16 protein-coding genes and 1 pseudogene are annotated in these 19,378 nt (G+C 59.9%); all 17 read right to left on the reverse strand.

Translation table 11 applies throughout. The features are described from left to right. Positions 1-323: 323 nt before the first annotated feature. On the reverse strand, positions 324-1,088 hold the full coding sequence (istB, locus tag ACG04R_RS18870) for an IS21-like element helper ATPase IstB (protein WP_394414294.1): 765 nt from the start codon (positions 1,086-1,088) through the stop codon (positions 324-326). 191 nt (positions 1,089-1,279) lie between these two features. Continuing rightward, positions 1,280-1,748, reverse strand: a pseudogene (locus ACG04R_RS18875) (IS21 family transposase); the annotation flags it as partial. Between the two features lie 618 nt (positions 1,749-2,366). Further along, positions 2,367-3,158, reverse strand: a complete 792-nt coding sequence (locus tag ACG04R_RS18880; protein ID WP_394414297.1) for a DUF6216 family protein — start codon at positions 3,156-3,158, stop codon at positions 2,367-2,369. 12 nt (positions 3,159-3,170) lie between these two features. Further along, the gene (locus tag ACG04R_RS18885; protein WP_394414300.1) at positions 3,171-3,623 is read right to left on the reverse strand and encodes a hypothetical protein; all 453 of its coding nucleotides are present in this window, start codon (positions 3,621-3,623) and stop codon (positions 3,171-3,173) included. A 37-nt stretch (positions 3,624-3,660) separates the two neighbouring features. Next, on the reverse strand, positions 3,661-4,341 hold the full coding sequence (locus ACG04R_RS18890) for a hypothetical protein (RefSeq protein WP_394414303.1): 681 nt from the start codon (positions 4,339-4,341) through the stop codon (positions 3,661-3,663). Then, on the reverse strand, positions 4,322-5,971 hold the full coding sequence (locus ACG04R_RS18895; RefSeq protein ID WP_394414306.1) for a GspE/PulE family protein: 1,650 nt from the start codon (positions 5,969-5,971) through the stop codon (positions 4,322-4,324). The genes ACG04R_RS18890 and ACG04R_RS18895 overlap by 20 nt, the downstream gene beginning before the upstream one ends. Beyond that, on the reverse strand, positions 5,968-7,149 hold the full coding sequence (locus ACG04R_RS18900) for a type II secretion system F family protein (protein WP_394414309.1): 1,182 nt from the start codon (positions 7,147-7,149) through the stop codon (positions 5,968-5,970). Before ACG04R_RS18900 ends, ACG04R_RS18895 begins: the two co-directional genes overlap by 4 nt. A gap of 7 nt (positions 7,150-7,156) precedes the next feature. After that, positions 7,157-7,588 (reverse strand): type II secretion system major pseudopilin GspG, encoded by a 432-nt coding sequence (gspG, locus tag ACG04R_RS18905; protein ID WP_394414312.1) that lies wholly within the window; start codon positions 7,586-7,588, stop codon positions 7,157-7,159. Then, positions 7,585-8,019, reverse strand: coding sequence for a hypothetical protein (locus tag ACG04R_RS18910; protein WP_394414315.1), 435 nt, complete (start codon positions 8,017-8,019; stop codon positions 7,585-7,587). Before ACG04R_RS18910 ends, gspG begins: the two co-directional genes overlap by 4 nt. 52 nt (positions 8,020-8,071) lie before the next feature. Continuing rightward, positions 8,072-8,458 carry a type II secretion system protein gene (locus ACG04R_RS18915; RefSeq protein WP_394414318.1) on the reverse strand — a complete coding sequence of 129 codons (387 nt, stop codon included), beginning with the start codon at positions 8,456-8,458 and terminating at the stop codon, positions 8,072-8,074. A gap of 6 nt (positions 8,459-8,464) precedes the next feature. Beyond that, positions 8,465-8,962, reverse strand: coding sequence for a type II secretion system protein (locus ACG04R_RS18920; RefSeq protein WP_394414321.1), 498 nt, complete (start codon positions 8,960-8,962; stop codon positions 8,465-8,467). Beyond that, positions 8,959-11,268 carry a type IV pilus secretin PilQ gene (locus tag ACG04R_RS18925; RefSeq protein WP_394414323.1) on the reverse strand — a complete coding sequence of 770 codons (2,310 nt, stop codon included), beginning with the start codon at positions 11,266-11,268 and terminating at the stop codon, positions 8,959-8,961. Before ACG04R_RS18925 ends, ACG04R_RS18920 begins: the two co-directional genes overlap by 4 nt. Positions 11,269-11,381: 113 nt before the next feature. Next, on the reverse strand, positions 11,382-11,789 hold the full coding sequence (locus tag ACG04R_RS18930; RefSeq protein ID WP_394414326.1) for a hypothetical protein: 408 nt from the start codon (positions 11,787-11,789) through the stop codon (positions 11,382-11,384). Between the two features lie 219 nt (positions 11,790-12,008). Next, a complete protein-coding gene (locus ACG04R_RS18935) occupies positions 12,009-12,494 on the reverse strand; it encodes a hypothetical protein (RefSeq protein WP_394414329.1) in 486 nt (161 codons plus the stop codon). A 597-nt stretch (positions 12,495-13,091) separates the two neighbouring features. Next, positions 13,092-13,622: a hypothetical protein gene (locus ACG04R_RS18940; protein ID WP_394414332.1), complete on the reverse strand. Its 531-nt coding sequence runs from the start codon at positions 13,620-13,622 to the stop codon at positions 13,092-13,094. Next, on the reverse strand, positions 13,619-16,189 hold the full coding sequence (locus tag ACG04R_RS18945; RefSeq protein WP_394414335.1) for an RHS repeat domain-containing protein: 2,571 nt from the start codon (positions 16,187-16,189) through the stop codon (positions 13,619-13,621). The genes ACG04R_RS18940 and ACG04R_RS18945 overlap by 4 nt, the downstream gene beginning before the upstream one ends. A 15-nt stretch (positions 16,190-16,204) precedes the next feature. Beyond that, positions 16,205-18,208, reverse strand: coding sequence for a hypothetical protein (locus ACG04R_RS18950; protein ID WP_394414338.1), 2,004 nt, complete (start codon positions 18,206-18,208; stop codon positions 16,205-16,207). Positions 18,209-19,378 lie beyond the last annotated feature (1,170 nt).

Consider the following 19,378-nt stretch of genomic DNA (forward strand, 5'->3'; position numbering starts at 1 on the left):
CGCGACGAGGCGGGCTGACCGAGCTCAGCGCTACAGTTGTCCACAGCCGGCGTCAGCCGATGCCGGCCCCAAGCCCTGGGTCAAAGTTCAATCGGCAGGGTGGGTCAAATTTAGATCGGCGCCAACACATGGACACCGACCTGCTTACCAACCCGGGGTTCTGGCTGTCGATCTTGATGGTCGCCATGGCGTGGATTTTTGGCACCATGCTGAAACGAGCAGGGGCGCGCCGTGAAGAAGCGCGTAAACCGCGACCGCCCCGATGGCCACCCCAAACTGCTCCACTCGTGGCCACCCAAACTGCTCCGGGCAGGACGAGGGAATTATGTGGGGTCTGAGGCCATGACCAGGCGCGCGGACGCCTCCTTCAGCCGGTAGCTCTTGCCCTCGAACTCGAGCATCGCGCAGCGATGCATGAGGCGGTCCAGGATGGTTGTGGCCATGGTGGCGTCGCCGAGGTAGCGACCCCAGTCCTGGACGATCCGGTTGGACGTGATGACGATTGAGCGGCGCAGCTTGTAGCGCTGATGAACCAGCGTCTGCAGCAGCTCCGCAGCGTGCTCGCCAATCTTGCGGGCCAGGAACAAATCGTCCAACAGCAGCAGATCCGCGGCCACCCAGCCCTTGAGCAGCCGGGCGCGTTCGTCGGGCTCAGCGAGGGCGTAGCGGGCCAGGACCGCGTCGGCTTCGACGTAGGCGACGTCATAGCCCTGCAAGGTGGCCTGGTAGGCCACCGCCTTTGCGATGTGGCTTTTGCCCGTGCCGGGCTTGCCGACCAGCAGCGCGTTGTTGCCTTCGGCGATGAACTTCAAGCTGTGCAGCTCGAAGCAGGCGCCGCGTGGCAGCTTCGGGTTGAAGCGCCAGTCGAAGTCCGCCAGCGACAGCTTCTCCTCCAGGCCGGAGAGCTTGAAGCGGCGTGCCATGAGGCGGCTGCGACGACGGTCCAGCTCGTCCTGCAGCAGTGCGGTCAGTGTGTCCAGGAACGGCTCCTGCGCGGCCTGGGCCTGCATGACGCGGGTTTGCAGCGTCTGGGCCATGCCGGACAGGCGCAGCTTGCGCAGCGTGTTCTCGATGTCTTGCGTGTTCATGCGAAGAGGTCTCCTTGATTGGCGGCGGCGGCTTTGGCGAACAGCTCGCCGTACTCGTGAGGACTGCGGATGAGGGCGTGCGACTGCGTGGGTAGCCCATCGCAGGCGTCTGCGTTGGGCGCCATTTGCTCCAGGCGCTTCAGTGCCAGCGCCACCCGCTGCTCTGTGACGAGCTTGACGTGGCGATAGCTGTAGTCGACCTGCATCTCCTCGCCCGGTGCGAAGCTCAGGCGGTCGAACTGCTCGGGCGCATGCACCCGCAATCGAGCGACGAAGCGCTTGACGGAGTTGTACCGGCCGGCAAAGCCGTGCTCATCCACCAGCTCCTGGTAGATGGCCACGGCGTTGCGCCCCAGGCGCAGCTGCGCTTCGATAAAGGTGCGATGGGGCTCGCACAGCGACGCCGCCGAGCTTGCGCCCTGTGGCAAAGCCGGTGGCCGGGGGTGGAGCAGTTTGACTGGGTGGGCCAGCCTCAGAGCCGGTGGCCACCCCGGGGCAGTTTGAATCCTGGGGTGGGTCCGCCTGCGCTGCGAAGCGCTTGGCGTAGTCGCGGATCGTGTGGCGGGAAATGCCGGTTCGGCGCTCGATCTCGCGCTGGCTGTTGCCCGCGCGCAGGAGCGTCCAGATCGTGGTTTGTAGATGCGGCTTCAAGACGTTCACCTCGTGAATCCCCCTCTGTCGAGGGGCGGGAAGTTACGTCCTGCCTTCGTCAGGGCTGAGGCGCCTGACCGACCGTGTTCAGCGGGTCAATTCACCCCGGCCGGGTGGAGCAGTTTGAGTGGCCATAAGTGGGGCACTTTGGGTGGCCGCCGGGGCGACCGCACATGAAAATCTTCCTGTGAAGCGAGTTCGAGTCTCCCCCGGCAAGTTCGTCACTATCTCTGCCGAGCTGGCGGAGAAAGCGGCGCGTGTGTTCGGGACGGGGCTGACGCGGGATCAAATCCGCGCCTTCAAGGGCTCGGAACCTCGGCATGCGACGCTACTTGTTGGCTCGACCAAGCCGTTGGCCCTGACCCGGCGAAAGGCTATTCTGGCGACGGCCGCTGAGAAAGTCCCCTCGCCCGCGGAAGGGCTGCCTGCGTCGCAAGATCCGCAGACGGAAGTTGGAAAAGGTCGATCCAACGGCTCGTAAACAAATGCGGCCCCCAATGACCGCCGGCATTGGGGGCGCCGAGCAGCAACGCCGGCACAGACAGAGCTGCGGTCACGATGCTGGGCGCTGTGGTGGCGTCCAGCGAAATGGGTGGGCATTGCAACTCGCAATGTCGGCCGAAGTGGCTACTGCCCGCTTGGCCCTTTGGCCGCATCGTCGCCGGCCCCAGCCCCTTCTGCAGCTTTCTCAACGGCTTCAGGTTTGGGATCTAGAGCGGCCCTGCGCTGGTTAACAAGCCTGTACAACTTATTGGCCTTATCGGCTCTCCGAAGGCTACGGAACAGCCTGATCCCTGCGAAGAGGAGTAGGGGAGTTGCGATTGCGGCCAACAGCATCTGGCCCATCTGGGCGCCATGCAGCTTCGATTTTCCTACGTCCGACGACATCAGCTCGCACAACACTTCGACGTCGTGGGACGGGTAGAGAGTCGTTTTTGCAATGGCAGCCGCATCGCCGCAGTTGGCTGATTCGATGACTGGTGCGGGTTCTCCTCCTATGCGGAATTTTGTCGCACGGTCATTGGCCACGGCATACCAGATCTGGCTGGACTTCACCTGAATAACGGGGGGCGTGAGTGCGCCGAACAAGCCTGCTGTCAGCGCGCCGTAGAAAAGAATGACGGCGCCCAGCATCATCACCAGCATGGCGCGTGGGCGCGGCGGCGGCCGGGTGAAGCCGGGTGCTTCCAGATCGAAGTGCTCCCCGGCGGCTGCCACCAGGTCGACGTCGATATCAAACCTTTTCAACCAATCCACAAGCCGCTCGGCGGCGACGGCGGTAGGCACTCGTTTCAAGCTGGTCAGTGTTCGGAAGTGCATTAGGTCGTCGCGCTGCTCAGCAAACGCCGAGAGCGCCGGTGACTTGATCTCATGCTTGCCAAGCACGAGGCGCTCGGCGAACTTTTCTTTGTCCCCCACAACGCCTTCTCTTCACTGAGGCGCCGACGTGAGGACGATTTGGCCTGATCGCTGAACACTACCGCCGGTCGCCGCGCCGTCTAGGGCTTCGTAGCTCGACAGCGTCCATCGATCAGTTCCGGCGGTGTTCGCCTCTAGGCAATCCAACAAGGCGCTCAGCGCTTCAGGCTCACGGAGGTTGATGTGCATTGACGCCACCTGCTGGGTAGCGTCGTAGGTGAAACGCTGCAAGGTTGCAGATCCCTTGACGCACAGCTCAGCCTCATGCAGCCGATCATCCAGTACCGCGGTGGCATCGCGCTCCGGCGCCGAGGCCGTCACCTCGGCATACGGTGGTGCCACCGACGTCCCAACCCCCTCGGCTTCTTCTCCGCCATGCCGGTATGACCTCCATTGAGGGACGAGCCTGTTTGCAAACAGCCCGGCCGTCGCGACAAGCATCAGCAGGACCGCTACACGCAGCACGCGCGAAGGCCTCCTCGGCCGAAGCTCAAACCGCAGGTCAGCTGGCGGCGGCATCGGCATCCTCGTCAAGGGAGGTCACGGAGAAACCGGCCTTTCCTGTAGCTACCGGCGATTGCAGGTCCAACCGGTAGGCCCGCAGCGGCTCGGCAACCCGCATGCGCCGAAGGGCCTGCGCCTGGCGCCCTTCCTCAACCAGCGACGTGGAGCACCTGAGCACTCGCGCCTTCTTGTCCGTCGACCAGGCCGATATGGACTCGTTGTCGCAGCAGGCCACGCCACTGGCTCGATCAGTGGATACGCTCGACCACCAAGGACGAATGCTCTGCAAGTTGATGCGATGCTTGTCCGCTAAAGACATCAGGCTCTCAACAAACCCGGCCGGGCTGCAACATGCCACCCACGGGCGTTTCCGGGACCAGAGCGCCAATCGCGCCTCCATCGCCTGCCCGCTGTCACTTGCGAGCCGACCGATGACAGCCTCAGCCTCTTCGATCGTGCGGACGCCTAGCACGGCATCAACCCTTTTGAGGCGGCACAAACTTCCGCCAAGCCAAACACGCCAGTAGGCCCGGGGAACGGTAGCCGCCCACTCCGCCAACAGGTCATCGCGCGAACGAGCAGCGAGGGACTCCACCAGCGTGTCAACGCCGCGGCGGCGAATGGCGGCCACGCCGCCAGACAAGTAGACGTCGACGCTTTCAGATCTGGCCCACCACACGAAAAATCTCCTCCAGAGTGGTTTCACCTCGCCCGACATGGCCTACAGCTTGGACCAAGAGCGGCCGGGTGACGCCTATGGCGTCGTCGGTTTCGAAGGCCATTCGCTTGAGCTCGCTCACCTCCGCGCCAGCGAGGATGCGGTCTCGCAACAGGTCGCCGATCTGGTGGACCTCCGCCACGACAAAGCGCCCTCGATAGCCGGTCCCGTGGCAGACCTCACAACCGTTCGCGCAAGGAACATCAACCGGCAGTTCGCCGAATTCCTGTGCATGTCGCAGCCACCAGCGCTCCTCCGCCGCGGTTGGCTCTCGTCGCGTACCGCAGTTCGTGCAGAGGCGGCGCATCAGGCGCTGGACGACCACGCCGTTTAGCGAAGACACGAAGCCGAACATGTCCAACCCGAAGTGCCGAAAGCGCCCGATGACGTCGAAGAGAGAGTTGGCATGCACGGTGGTGAAGACCAGGTGCCCCGTCAATGCCGACTGCACCGCGATTTCCGCGGTCTCTGCATCTCGAATCTCCCCCACCAGGATGCGGTCCGGGTCGTGACGCAAGATGCTGCGCAAGCCGCGGGCGAACGTCAGCCCCTTCTTCTCGTTGACCGGAATCTGCAAAACCCCAGGCAACTCGTATTCCACCGGGTCTTCGATGGTGATGATCTTTTCTTTGCCGGTGTTGATTTCCGACAGAGCCGCATAGACCGACGTCGTCTTGCCGCTGCCAGTCGGCCCCGTCACCAGCACCATGCCATGGGGCAAGCTGGACAGGTGCCTGAGCCGATCCCTGCTGTCCGGTTCAAAGCCGAGCGCATCCAATGTGATCTCGCGCCCGCTGGACCGCAGCGTCGACTTGTCCAGCAAGCGCAGGACCGCATCCTCACCGAAGACGCTGGGCATGATGGAAACACGCAAGTCCACCTCTTGGCCGTCGAACCCGAATCGGAAGCGGCCGTCCTGAGGGAGCCGCCGTTCCGTGATGTCCAGTTGGGCAAGAACCTTGAGGCGAGAGATCACCTCTTCGGCCCGCGACGCGCCGTCGAGCCGCTCGAAGGGCGCCATGACGCCATCGAGGCGATGCTTCACCCATAGACCCTGCCGGTCGCATTCGAAGTGGACGTCACTCGCCCCGTTACGCCAGGCCCCGACCAGCGCCCGGTCGACCAGTTGAACCACCGCCGACACTACCTTCTCGGCCGAGACTCCACTTGCTGGAGCTTTTGAAGGCGGGGCGCTGGATGGATGCTTCTCCGCAGGAACCGCGCCCCGCCACGCCGCCAGTTCTTGACCCGTGACTGCAACCGGCTCCAACTGCAGGCCCACGAGTCTCTCGACGGCGCTGAAGAGATCCGCATCCCAAGGATCCGCCATTGCCAACAGCGGCGAGTCGCTCTGCAGGAAGGCGACACCCTGCGGGATATCCGCAGCGACAGCCAGGGGCGTCAACGGTCCTGTATCCGCCAGGCAGCGCACGCCAGCATCCCTCGCCAGCAACTCAGGCCATGGCCAGTCCGGACGCCGGGAAAGCAGTCTGTCGAGCACGGTGCCGATCGTGTCCGAGGATCTAGCAGACGCAAGTTCAGCCAACACTTGCGATGGCTGGATCGCCGATGGTGATGTCTGCGCGCTCATCGGATAGAAGCCGCGATATCGAACACGGGCATGTAAAGCAGGACCACCATACCGCCCACCATGAGTGCCACCAACGTCAGAAGTACGGGTTCAACAAGGCGGGTCGCCCGCTCCACGAAAGTCTCGAAGGCCTGCCGGTGGCGCTCCGCAATGGCACGCAGCACTCGGTCGAACTCGCCGCCGCGCTCACCAGCGCGCATCAGTCGTTCAGCGACCGGGTCCGCGAGCGCTGCCGACGTGAAGGCCGCTGACGCCAACGATCCTTGCTCAATTCTCTGTTGGGCCGTGTGGAGTCGCGCTTCGGTCAGAGGACTGTGCGCGATGCCCACGCAGACCCCCAGCGCTTCATGGAGGCTGTACCCGCCCTGAACCAAGAGCGCCAGTGCTTCGAAGAGCCGGGCTTTTTCAAAATGGCCGATTTGGCGGCCCAACCAAGGCCACGCTTGCAACAGCCATGTGCCGAGCGACTTTGGCCTCGGGCCTGTGCAAAGCCATGCGACGGTGACGGCCAACGACAGCGCGACGCCCAGCACCCACTCGGGATGCCCGGTGAGCGCCGAGCTGACGGCGATCAGCATCCGTGTCGCGGCACTCACGCCAGCGCTTGCCTCGGCGTACAGCGACGCCAAGCGCGGCACGACGACGAACAGCAGGAACAGGCCGATCAAGATACCCAACCCGACGACCAGCGCCGGATAGATGGCAGCACTGACAATCTTTCTGCGCAACGTCCCTACCAATTCGTCGAATCGCAGGAATGCATCCAACGCGTGCGCCAGATCACTCGTGCGCTCGCTGGCCCTCACGGACGCAATGAGCAGAGCGGGAAACCGTTGGGTTTCCGCCAGCGCTGAGGAAAATGCCTTTCCTTCGCGCAGGCGAGCCAGCAGTTCTTCATACACGGAGCTGGCCTGAGCTACGGCACCCAAGGCCTCCAACGCTTCAACCACCGACAGCCCTGCCTGCAACAGCGCCCGCAGTTCGCGGCACCAAAGGGCAATGTCCAAAGACTGCGTGCCACCGGTGCGTCCAGGCCAACGACGCACTGGCTGCAAAGCCAGCACCGTCATGCCTTCGCCCGTCAGGAGCGTTCTAGCCTCCGCCTGATCCTGCGCGTGGACGCGGGCTTCCCTGATCCCGTTCTGCGCGGGGTCGAAGAGGCGGGCCACGAATTCCACGCAGCCCTCAGTTGGTGATGTCAGCGTCGTCGCCGGAGCCGCCAGGCGCCTTGTCGCGTCCCAGGCTCACGATGTCGAAATCGCGCCCATTGCTGCCTGGCACCCGATATTGATACGGCGAGCCCCAAGGATCGAGCGGGAGCGCCCCCTTGAGGTACGGCCCACGCCAACGCTCTGGCGACGTTGGCGGTGAGACGAGTGCGCGCAGTCCTTGTCCACTGCTCGGATACTGCCCCATGTCCAGCCGGTAGGCCTCCACGGCCTTGTCGAGGGCGGCGATCTGCGCGCGCGCGGTGGTCACCTCCGAGCGGCTGATCTGGCCCATCAGCCGCGGGCCGATGATCCCGGTCAACAGGCCGATGATGAGGATCACCACCAGCAGTTCCAGCAACGTAAACCCCGATGCAGCGCAAGCGGAGTGGTTAGGGCGTCGGGTCATGGAAACATCCTCGGCGTAAAAACCCACTGCGACACCCGGGTCGCCGCAGGCAAATCCACAAAATCCATACGTTGGGGCACGCGGCGCCAGGTCGGCCGATCCGAGCTGCTGCGCACGCCGACGATCCCACCTCGCGAGTCCCTCAGCAGCTGCCAATCTGGTCGTCCCGTCATGGGGTCCGGATACAACTCACGCAAGTGGTGCCTCGGATTCCCGAACCGGAGATCAAGCACCAGATCTTCCAGGCGAGGGGGGAAACGCTTGTCCACACCCGGCGTACTCGCCTGGTAGGCAGCCAGTGCCTTGGCGATCGCATCGCCAACGCGCAGCAGCTGCAGTTCCTTGGCGCGGGCGACCTGGTCGGACCACCGCTGCGCGACCACGGAGACGGTGCCCGCCAGCACTGCAAGCACCATCAGCACATAGAGCAATGCAAAGCCTCTCGCATGCGCGGGGCTACGTCTGAGCTGGCGGCGTTGCTTTTCACCAGCTCGCATACGGTGTTCCATCGCTGGCTTGGCCACCGGCTCCGCTGTGCACCTCAAAGACACCGCCTTGCTGCGGCGCGCGCGGCGCCTGCACCAGCCAGGAGTCGCGTCGGTCGGTGATGGGGTCCATGGGCACCTCGCGGAGGTAGCGCTCGCGCGCCAGTTCGTCGAGATCGGCGGGGTAGCGCCCTCGATCCGCATAGAACTTGTCGATGGCGTCCCTCACCGCAGCCAGGTTCTGCCGCAGCACGGTCTCGCGGGAGCGGTCCACGTGCCTGGCGTAGCGCGGCGCGACGATGCTCAGCAGGAGCCCGATGACCGCCAGCACGACGATCAATTCGATCACCGTGAAGCCGCGGCCAGGACGTTGAGGGGGGCGCACGTGTCCTCACCAATTCTTGAGGAGGTCGCCGTCCATGGCGCGGCCGTCAGACATCGAATGCACGTCGTAGACATCAGCTCCGGGATGCGGCGCATTCGGCGGGCTGTCATAGCTCCGAAGACGCCAGCTCGCAAGTGCCTCCACGCCAACCGGCGCGAATGGATCCCGCGGCAGGCGCCGCAAGAAATATTGGCGCTGCCCGCCGGCACCAGGCACGCCGTCCACCAGCGCCAGAAGATTCGGCGGATAGCCCGATGTTCCAGGCGCCCTGGGAATGAGGCCTTGATCTGCAGCACGCTTGTAAGCATCGATGGCCGAGCGGATCTGCCACAGCGCCTCCCTCAGGGCGTCCTCTTTGCGGCGCTGCACGGTCAGTTCTGCCAACGGCGCCACGCCGAGTGCCAGGACCGAGAGGATGGCCAGCACCGCGAGCAGTTCCACCAGCGTGTACCCGCCTTCATGGCGAGCGCCGCTGTCGCAGTACCAACGCCAGGACAGCTTCACGGAAGCACCTCAATGCTCACTGGCTCCGGTGGCAGCACCGTTGGTGGATTGGTATCCGCGCCAATCATGTTGAGCTGCGGAGCGCTCAAGTCCAGGCGTCCTGGCTTTGTCGCCATCACGGTCAGCTCAACCAAGACGCCTGTGCCTGTCAACAGCTTTCCTTCAGACCTCAGCAGCCCGATGTCGATGCGGCCCGAACGTTCATTTGCAGCCGAGGTGATGTTGACCGGCGCGCCCTGCGCCGCCCAGAAGGCTCCTGCCTTGGGCTGGAGCAATCGAAGCCGATCCGGCTCGGTCTGCAGCCCAAAACTCAAGCCCTTCAAGGCGCCGGACACCTCTCCCACCAGTACCAAGCTGAATGGTTGTCCGGCTTTCACCTGTGCAGGGGCCTGCCAACGCAGGGACACCTGATTGGCGGGCAGAGCTTCGGAGTTCGCTGCGGGTGGTCCGCTGGCGACTCCTGCAGGGGGCGCGGCTTCGCCGGGCGATGCTTCCGCGGTGGAGCCGGGCGCTAACTGAACTTGCACGCCAGCAGTCGTTGGCAACTTCGCGGCGCGCGAGGATGGCAGGTTTTCCGGCGCGACCCGGCCTCCGACCTGCCGCAACCGTGTGTAGGCCTCGGTGCCCACCCACAGCTCTGTTTCGCTCGGGTCCATTTGCCGCAGATTGCGAACGATGCGCGGCGTGATGGACAACACCAGCTCTGTCCGGCTGCCATCGTCCAACTGGCTGCCGAATATGCGGTTCAGCAAGGGCAGATCGCCAATACCGGGCACGCGAGTACCACTGCTGCGCTCCTCTCGGCTCAGCAAACCGGCCAGGAGCTGCGTCTCACCGTCTTTCAAGCGCAATGCCGTGCCGGCATTGCGCGTGCTGATCTGGTAGGCCGTCGTGCCGGATGCTGTCTTGATCTGGCTGGCCAACGAACTGACTTCCAGGCTCAGCCGGATCATCACCTCGTCGTTGGCATAAATCGTCGGCTCCAGGTCCAGCTTCAACCCCACGTCGATGTAGCTGACGCTGTCGCCTACGAAGCCCGCCTGCCCAGTCGTCGTCGTCACGATGGGCACCTTGTCCCCAATCAGCACCTTGGCTTTTTCGCGGTTCTTGGCCCGTACGCGTGGATTGGCCAGCACTTGAGCGTCATTCACCTCACGGCGCAAATTCAGCGTGGCGCTACCGAGCGAGACCCCAATTCGGTCCTGGCCCACCCGGCGTAGTTGATCCATCGTCAGCGTCCCACCGGAACTGGCTGGCAGTAGCGACAAGCCCACGCTGCTGGGCAGCTTCACGCCCAGCTCGGTCAGCCGCGTGCTGCTCACCTCCAGCACTTCCAGTTCAAGCAGTACCTCGGGTTCCTGCGTGTCATAGAGCCCGATCAAGCGCTCGGCGAGGGCCATAGTTTCAGGTGACTCGCGCAACGACAGCATGTTGCTGCGGTCGTCCACGAACGGGTCCTTCACCTTCAGCATCGCTTTCAGGAAGGCCGCCGCCCCCTTCGCCTCGGCATTGGCGAGGTAGTACACCCGGATCACCTGCTCCTGGTATTCGTGCTGCTTATCCGGCGTATTGGGGTAGATAAGGACGGTGCGCTCGTCCAGCACCTTGCGTGCGAGCTGATGCGTGCTCACCAGCAGGTCCAGCGCATCCTCCACGCGCACGTTCTTTAGGTAGATGGTGACGCGCAGGTCGGATCGGATGTCCTTGTCCAGCACGAAGTTCAAACCGCTGTAGCGGCTCACCACGTCCAGCACTTGGCGAAGCCCCGCGTCGCGAAAGTCCAGCGACACTGGTCGCTGCTCAGCCAGACCCAGTTGCGCCGCCTTGAGCTGCACATCCCGCTGCGCCACCAGGATCTGGCGGCGCAGTGCCAGCAGTCCGTCGTGGCGCGGGTTGGTCCTGAGTGCCTCATCCGCCATGCGCAAGGCCGCAGTCGCCTGGCCGCGCGCGAAAAGCGCTTCTGCCTCGCTTTGAACTTCGCGTAGTCGGCGCTCCGTCTGTACGGCCCGCAGCATCTCCGCGGCCCGCGCGGAATTCGGCTCCAGAGCTTGGGCGCGGTCCAGCAGCCGCGCTGCCTCGTCCAGTTGACCCTGGGCCAGCAAGCGAAAGGCTTCAGCTAGCCAAATGTTCATCGTGTCCGTGCGAAGCCGCAGGGCGTAGCTACGTAGAGAAGCGTTTTCAGGGTCCAGCGACAGGCCGCGTTGCAGCGCGCTTAAGGCTTCTTCTGGGCGGCCGGCCGCCTGCAAATGCTCAGCTTCGATTTGCGCTGGGTTGGCGCAGCCGCTCAGCCCGAGAACCAGCAACACAACCAGGATGAACGAGGCGCCAAATGAATTCCTTACCAGCCCATCCAGCGCAGCTACTACGCTGATCCCCTCCCTGCTCCGCGCTGGAGCAACGGCATACGTCCCTCTCACATCTACCTCTCGCTTTGTCCTGATCCTGTCGCAATTGGCTGACCGGTCGAGACGCGCAGTGTGCCGGTTGCAGATGCGGCAGGCATCGGCAACACCACGGGTTCCGATGCAGCAGGATGACGCAACCACAGCTCACCCTGGCCTATGGCCTCCACTTGGTAACCGCCGCCCAGCGTCTGTCCGGGCTTGGCCGGCAACAGCTGACTGCCTTCGGCCACGAACACACTGGTTTCCCCGTCTGGCCCGGTGAAGCTACCAGCAATACGAGGAGGCATCGGCGGCGGCGTCGGCGTCGGCAATTGCACCTGTGACAACTTAGCCTGAGGAGATAAAACACTTGCGGCTGTCGCATCAGAAACTGCAGCAGAAGCCGGCTTAGGAAAAAACGGGTCGGCCAGTGCTTCGTGCAAGAGCCCTGCGTCCCCTTTGGAAACGTCTGGCATTTGCAGGGGCGGGAGCGCTCTGTCAACAGCCGCAACTGGCGCAGCAACTTCAACACTCTTGGGCCACCACAACGCCCAAGCGGTTGCCAGCAGGCTCGCCAGCAATGTCCAGCGGATTGAGGAATGAAATTGCGATGCTTGACCCGCGTGCCGCTCTCGCATCTCACCCGGCACGACGTCGCTCCGTCATGGTGAAGATCCCGCTGGAATGAAGAGAAATTCCACGCGTGCCTCTACATCCTTTCCCGAGTTGTCGTCACCTTCGGTGTGCGTCAAATCCAGGGACTTGAGCACGAGCCTACGCGGCCAGGATGAGAGCATCATCGCGGTCCAGCGTTTGAGCCCGATGTAAGGACCGCGAAGTTCGAAAGCAACTACTGAACCACCGTAGGTCATACCACTCAATTGTGCAGACGACGCATCCCTGAATCGCCGTACCTTTATACCCACCTGACTCTCGGAGTTCAATGCGGTTTCGATTAACGGGGCTGACGGATGTTCCGCCGCTCCTTTAGGCTGCTGCTGAGACGGTCGTTGCTCACCAGAATTCGGCCCCGAAAAGACATCCTTTTGCGCCACGATGCTCGAACTTGATTGACTGTTTGGCAGAGCACGCTCATCAACGGATATCCGACCATTCCTTACTTCGACTGAATTGCCGTCAGTGGCCATCCACCAACATCCGATGCCAGACGTCAAGAAGGCCAGCGCTGCCATGACTATCACTATCTGCCGATCGCGAAGACAGAGTTGCCACCATGTATTTCGAAAAGTAGATGGATTCAAATCAGTTTCGAATGAGTTAAAGCTTATGGTTGCGCACAAGGTCGGATCAACGTCTTTGCCCGAAGCCCCTTAACGAAGAGTCGCGAATATCAATAGCATGAAGGCATTGGACCTGCAGAACAATTGACTTCAAAAACTGCTGGCTGAACTCAATCTACACATCGAAATTCTTAAAGGAGAACGTAAAAACCACGAGGCCGCGCCGTTGCCGGAAGGCTGATTTCGCCCTAAGGTGTAGCAGTGAGATAGGGCTGGTGGGTTTGAGCGGATTGATCAAACAGTGGTACGAAGGCCGGGAGGGATAGGCAGGTGCTGGCGGCATTTGGTGAATGGTGCAACAGGCCGTCATGCGAAGAGATCCATGAATTCACGGCGCGCACCTCTCAAATCGTCGATTGGTGGGCACGCTTTAAGACTATTCCACATTCAGGCATCAATCCATCTGGTAAAAGAATTGATTTTGGAGCCCCCCCCCCCTTGCTCTTAGAGTGGGCGAAAAGAAACATACCCGCCCTCCAGTTTGGGAAATAACTTTTTTCCTTTGTTGGCCTCAATTTGTGCCAAATGTGAAACATATATATCTCTGTAAATGTGCTCCCTCCCAAGGTTTGAATTGATTCCAACCACTCCTGCAAGGAAATTCTTTTTAAAAAAATGTTTAACTTTTGAGAAAAGCTTAAATTGCAGGTCGTCTGACGGTTCGTTAATGGAAGAAAACGCCAGGTTGCCCATGCGCAAGAGCTTATCGTCAACAACTGGAAACCAAATTTGTACAATCCCCATCAGGGATTTTCTGCTGTAATTATTGTCGACATCGGCCGGCAAGGCATAAAATATTGGACGACCGTTTTGGCTTCCGTCCCAAAGAGGGGCCTCTTGGAAATTGAAGAGCCCTCCATTTTCTACTGCAAAGAATAATTTCAAATTTAACTCTGATAGAATATTTTCTAAAGCTTTGCTTAATTCTTCAGGTAAGCAAAAAAAACTAACGTTTGCTGTGCGATGCTTGCTCATTTTTTGCAGGGGATGTATGCAGTAAATGCGCACTGTCCTGTGGCCCCCTTGATATCATTCTGAGCCCTTCTCTCGCGAGCAATGGGTTCGCCATTTTTGTTGGCTCGGCCAATGTTTTCTCGATAGGGCTTGCCATCTGGACCAGTTGTAGTTATGTCAGGTCGGCGGCTAGCCTTATCGCCACCTGGAGTCTGAACTATTTCTTCTGGTTTTACTCCGCCACCATTTTCAATCGTGTGGCCTTCATCTCTAAGCACTTTGGCTCGCTCTGCTACTTTTTCTTGATGTTCTGGCCCCCCCTTACTTCCGTTCGGATTGGGAGGAGCACTTTTTTCCTGTTCATTCGACTGTGTCGAACTTTCGTTTGTGGCAATTATTTTTGCGATTGTTTGAGCTGCCCGATAAGTCTTATATGCTCTATATGTGCCATATACAACGCGGCTCACAAATATTGTTTCGGCTATACAAAAGTCTTCAATGCAAAGACCCGAGGGATCGGTTTTATTTATTGGATCATCCCCAGTGTAGGTATAAAGATCCATATCATCGTTATACCCTATCGGGTCGGTTTGCAAGAACCTACCTAGGCTAGGAAAGTAGATCCGTGCTTTGTAGTAGTACATCCCGAGTTCGGCCAAGTAGGTCTGCCCGGTGTACGCAAAGCGCCCCTGGTTGACCACGCTTGGCACGCCATAGGCGTCATAGGCGTTGACGTAGACCGTGGCGCCTGAGCTGTTCGTCGCCGAAACCACCGAGCCCTGGCGATCTGCATGGAGGAACTGGCGATTGCCGGCGCCGACGGCGCTGCCGCTGTAGCTGACCAGGGGCTGGTCAACCCCGTTGCCGGCGACGTAGCGCTTGGCGATGCTCCCACTCTGATACTCGGAGATCAGGGTGCTGCCGCTGTAAACGAACTGAGTGGACTGGCTGCCCGAGGTGATCTTGTAGAGGCGGCCCAGCGGGTCATAGGCCAGCGTGGCGTTGTGGCCGCCACTGGCAGAGACCAGCCGGTTCTCGACGTCATAGCCATAGCTGGTGCTGGCGTCAGCCGTGAGGTTGGCGTTGGCGTCGTAGCTAAAGGCGGTGCCGCTTACCGAGGTGTACTGGTTCAGCCCATTGGCGACATAGCTCCCGCTCGCGCTGCCTTTCTCGCGATACTGAAAATTGTCGTTGCTGAAGGCCATCTGCTTGACCTGGCCGGCAGGGTTGTACGACGCCGTTTCACTGAAGGCGTAATTGGCATCCGTCGGCACGAGACTATTGAGGTAATTGCGCGACCAATTGTCATACTGAAATGTCGTCGTCGCAGAGGATGTGCCGCCGGTGTACAGCGCGCCCACCCGATCCTGGCTGTCAAAGCCAACCTGAATCAATACCGGGCTCGTGGTACTGGAGCCCTCCTTGATGAAGGTCAGCTGATCCAATCCATCATATTCATACCTGAACGGTGTTCCGTCCGGGTGCGTGATGAGCGTGCGATTGCCATTGAGGTCGTACTTGTGGGAAACCGTATAGGTCGTTCCACCCACGCTCGTTGCTTCGCTGGCCAGTTGATCAAAACCGTCGTAAACCGTTGCAACGCCAGACCCGTTTGCACTACCGAAGTTGGCGTAGCTGGGATGGCCCTGCAGGTCGTAGCCCAAATAGACGTCCGTATCAACGGCGCTATCCGGAACATCCTTCAGCGTATTGCGATTGAGGGCGTCATACGTGTAGTTGATGACCCGCCCGTCCCGCTTGGTCAGCACCGTGCGGTTGCTGTTGTTGTCGTAGCCGTATTGTTCAAAGTCGGTGGTGCTGAACTGGCCGGGCGCAGTTTTGCTCGGGAAGGAGATCCTGCTCAACCGAGCGAGGCCGTCATAGTCCAGGTGTGTGACGTTGCCGTTGGCGTCTTTCTGGTCAGTCAGCCAAGAAAAGGTATTGGTGGCGGTGGCCGTGCCGCCATACGTATTGGTGACGTAGTCCATTTGAAGGCCCGGGACACCATAGGCCCGGGTCTCAACTGTCATCTGGAAGTACGTGTTATAGGAATAATGGGTGATCCGATCCGGTCCGTCACTGCCCTCGGCACCCAAAGTGCAAGCGTCCGCCGGTAAACTGCCGTAAGCAGCGGGATTCATCCGCACCGTTTTGCAGATCACCTGATTCCAGTCGTCGTAGCTGTACTGCACCAGACCCACGGGTTGCCCGTCGGTCCCGACTTGGGATTCAGTGGCCTTGCGGCCTAGGCTGTCGTAGGTATAGACAGTTTTGCGATTCGGTACGAAGTTCGAACCCCAGTTCAGGGGTGACACGGTATCGTCTTGCCAAGCGTTCAGCACGCCCTCTTCGACCGACACGAGGACCCGACGCGCGGGGTCGTACGTGTTGCGGACCGCGGGCCACGGGGCCTGACCATTGGCTGAAGGCTTGATCACGCCGGTGACCTGGCGATTGCCGTCGTAGCGTGTGGCGGTCAAATAGGCTTGGTAGGTTTGGGAGGCTTGCGCTACCTCGTGCACCAGCAGTGCTGGCAATGTCAGGATAACCACAGCCACCAATTTGGGGAGAATCTTGGACGATTTCATTTCTTTCCCCATCCCTCAATAGCAGCTGGCCAAGCCTGCCTTAGGCTTGATTTCACCGATGCGGTTACCGAAATTATCGTACTGATAGCAGGTGCGGCGCGTCTGGAGGGCGCCCTCGGAATAGGCCGACACCGTCACCCCGCGAAGCAGCAGGTTGTTGGGCGCATTGGCCGGACCGTAGTCGTAATCTGTGATGATTTCGTCGGCTGCGCCACCAGTACAGCCGCTGCCGTCAGCAATCGTTGCGCTGGTCAAACAGGTGCGCTCGCGCGTCAGCAAGTAAACCGGCGTGCTGGCCTGCGCATACCCCGTCGCGCTGGTCTTGTAATAGGCGTAGAGCGGCGTGTAGGTGTAGCGAATCTCCGGCCGTACGCTGATGCCGCCAGACATCACGGCAGGTTTTCGCACGCGTGAAATCTGACCGGAATTGGGATCGTATTCGAAGTCAGTCTGGTTGCCGTTGCCGTCCTTGACCCAAGTCGCCTGGTTGCAAGTTTTGCGATTGCTGCACGTCGCAGGATAGCCGGCAGTTTGAACGGTCACCCCATTTTTTGTGACAGAGGTGATATTGTAGCGATCGTCGTAACCATAAGCCATCTTTACTCCAGTCACATTATCCGTCAGGTATTGCAATTGGTTTTTATAGGTTTGGTCCCATCCTGCTGAATAGTCAAGATCGTTAACCATCCACAACCCCCATTGGTAGTTTGCGACTAAAAGAGATGTGCGGCCTCCCTGATTGTAGCGATCAGTGCTCACGCCATTTAGAGGCTGGTAGGGCTGATTTAGGGTGTAGCCCCAGGCTGTGCTTCCGATGGTTGATAAGCTAAGTGTTGCGATGGCTCCCGGCGTCCACCATACCTTCCATGTGCCGTTCGCGATCCAGTCGGTAGTACTGTAGTCGTACGTTACTTCAGAAACGGTGGCGCGAGAGCTCTTTATGCCGACCAGTCGAACTGCTCGGAAGTTCGGATCGCCCGCCTGCGCGGGCTTCGCGTATGGTCGATGCTTGTATTCTGTTCGACCACCTTCTGAATCCAACACCACTAGGCTATTCTCTTGAAGGAACATTGCCCTTGGCATTCCAGACGGCCATAGATACGTTGCTCTCGGCCAATTATTTACAGTCAGCCCTGGGCAGGCGGAATTTACGTCTGGATACTGAGTCAAGTAACTGGGGTCGCAATAGTCGACAGTGTTATTGATTGCGACAACATACTTTGGCGATTCACTGCCCCATCCAATGGGGGGAATGGATGTGTTCGTCGGATCGTCGTATGGGAGGCTGGGATCCTGGGCTGAATACACGTACTTGAGTTGATAGCCAGTGTTCGTGAACACATTCGCCACATTGCCCAGAATGTTGACAGTGAACCCGTTGGCGGCCTGCATCTGGGTCAGATTGAGCGGAATGTCGGCATTTTGACCAGTACTGGTTGGAGCATAATTTGCGTACGACGCAAACCTTGACGTCGAGCCGTCCGGCTTCGTCCAAACGATTCCGTAACCGGCGCTGTCATTGACCTTCTCAAGAATCTGACGGGGGTCGCCGTTGTAGCTGGTAAACGTGCCGTCGCTATTTACGGAAAAGTCAAAAGAGCCCTCGGTATCAAACGCGCGCATCACGTACACCCATGCCGACGGATTGTTCTCCTGCCCGATCGGCTTGTGATGAAGAACTAGGCGAAGCACGCCTGCAAACTTGTCTTTTGGGCCATCGGGTCCCGACATGTGTTCGTCGGCTGTTCCAACATTCACCATATTGCCTGTGTAGGTCGAGATGGAATGCGTAAGGCCGAGAGCTTTGTCGCCGATCGATACGTCGACCAAAGTTGGCGAGGGGCGCCCACTTGCCATGTTGACACCATGTCGGTTCATCAAGCGAATCGGGGGAGGATCCAACCGGTCCGCTTCAGCAACCTGCCAGACGAGCAGCAAGGATGCGGCAAGCACCATATTCGAATCAATTGCGCGGCGCTTTTTTTCAGCGAGCTTCATGCCAGAAAGCAATTTGAACATCATTTACTCCGTGACGGCGGTGCGATTGCCGGCCTTGTCATACCTGTAATCGGTCTTGACAGCCCCACCAGAGGTGACTGTATTTAGTCGCCCCAATGCATCATATTGGTAAGTCTCAGAAACCGGCGCCCCTGCTTTTATCGCGCCCGCAGTAACCGGAGCCGCCGTCAGCCCAGCAGAGCATGTCGTGGACTGGCAGACGTTTATCGAGTATGTATAAGCCGTGCCGGCGCTGACGCTGACGTCGGTGTAGGAGGCCTTAGAGGACGTTGCTATTAGGGAGCCATTTCGCAATATCTGGTAGCTCGTCGCGTTTGGCGATGCTGTCCAGTTCACTTGAATTGCGCCCTGGTTTACAAATGCTGAAATCGATGCAGTGCCGGATGACCCAATTGACACCACGGCAGTGAAGGTGCCGACGATAGTAGAGCAGGTGGTCCCAAATTGGCCAGCCGTGCAAGGCTTTAGATCATAGTAATATGTTCCGTTCGATTTTCCGCTAATCGGAAATACCCCGCTCGTTCCGCTACCTGTTCCAAGGCGGCTGCTTGCGCCCCGTTCCCATATTTCGGAGTACGTCCAAGTTCCCCCGCTCCAAGACAGCGTGAAGCTCCCAGTTGTGCTCACTGGCGGATTAGTCAGTGTTACCGCATTAACTGATTGGACCGAACTAACCAGAAAAAAACATACGACCATTTGCATGAGCTTGCGTGGCCGCTTTTGCGAAAATGCACTCATCTGAAACCTTGAATGGATTGGATGTTTGGAGGTCGCTGAACAACAGCGCGCGATGGCCACAAGCCCGCGCAAACTGGCCAAACAGAGGTGATTGAAAAATAGCACCGCGCGCGGAAAATCTCCGGGGATGCGTATTGAGTGTGTCGGCCGCTTACCGCTACAAATGGCGGGCTGACCTCAAGACCTAAGCGTGATCGCAAAGGTCGAGCTTTTTAGGTGACAGTAAAGTCAATCCTCCTCCCTTGTTGCGATCAGACAACGTTGTCCTTCGCTTTTTAAGGCAATGTATGCGATGTCCTAACGGGACCCATTGGGGAAGAACCTACTTGAATTGGTGGCTCCGCGGTTCAAGCACATTTGTAACTGCTCGCGGCCACCCGACGGGCCTACCGTGACTGCGCAAGCTGACACGCTACGGAACGGGGTTCGAGC

Origin of the sequence: Pelomonas candidula, from assembly GCF_043555985.1 — a bacterium.
Taxonomy (GTDB): Bacteria; Pseudomonadota; Gammaproteobacteria; order Burkholderiales; family Burkholderiaceae_C; genus Pelomonas; species Pelomonas candidula.

Bases quoted from the DNA above. Each gene is read 5' to 3' on its own strand.
- ACG04R_RS18950 (WP_394414338.1), bottom strand. From the start codon at position 18,208: ATGTTCAAATTGCTTTCTGGCATGAAGCTCGCTGAAAAAAAGCGCCGC.
- ACG04R_RS18895 (WP_394414306.1), bottom strand. From the start codon at position 5,971: ATGAGCGCGCAGACATCACCATCGGCGATCCAGCCATCGCAAGTGTTG.
- ACG04R_RS18945 (WP_394414335.1), bottom strand. From the start codon at position 16,189: ATGAAATCGTCCAAGATTCTCCCCAAATTGGTGGCTGTGGTTATCCTG.
- gspG (WP_394414312.1), bottom strand. From the start codon at position 7,588: ATGACCCGACGCCCTAACCACTCCGCTTGCGCTGCATCGGGGTTTACG.
- ACG04R_RS18940 (WP_394414332.1), bottom strand. From the start codon at position 13,622: ATGAGCAAGCATCGCACAGCAAACGTTAGTTTTTTTTGCTTACCTGAA.
- ACG04R_RS18935 (WP_394414329.1), bottom strand. From the start codon at position 12,494: ATGGCCACTGACGGCAATTCAGTCGAAGTAAGGAATGGTCGGATATCC.
- istB (WP_394414294.1), bottom strand. From the start codon at position 1,088: ATGAACACGCAAGACATCGAGAACACGCTGCGCAAGCTGCGCCTGTCC.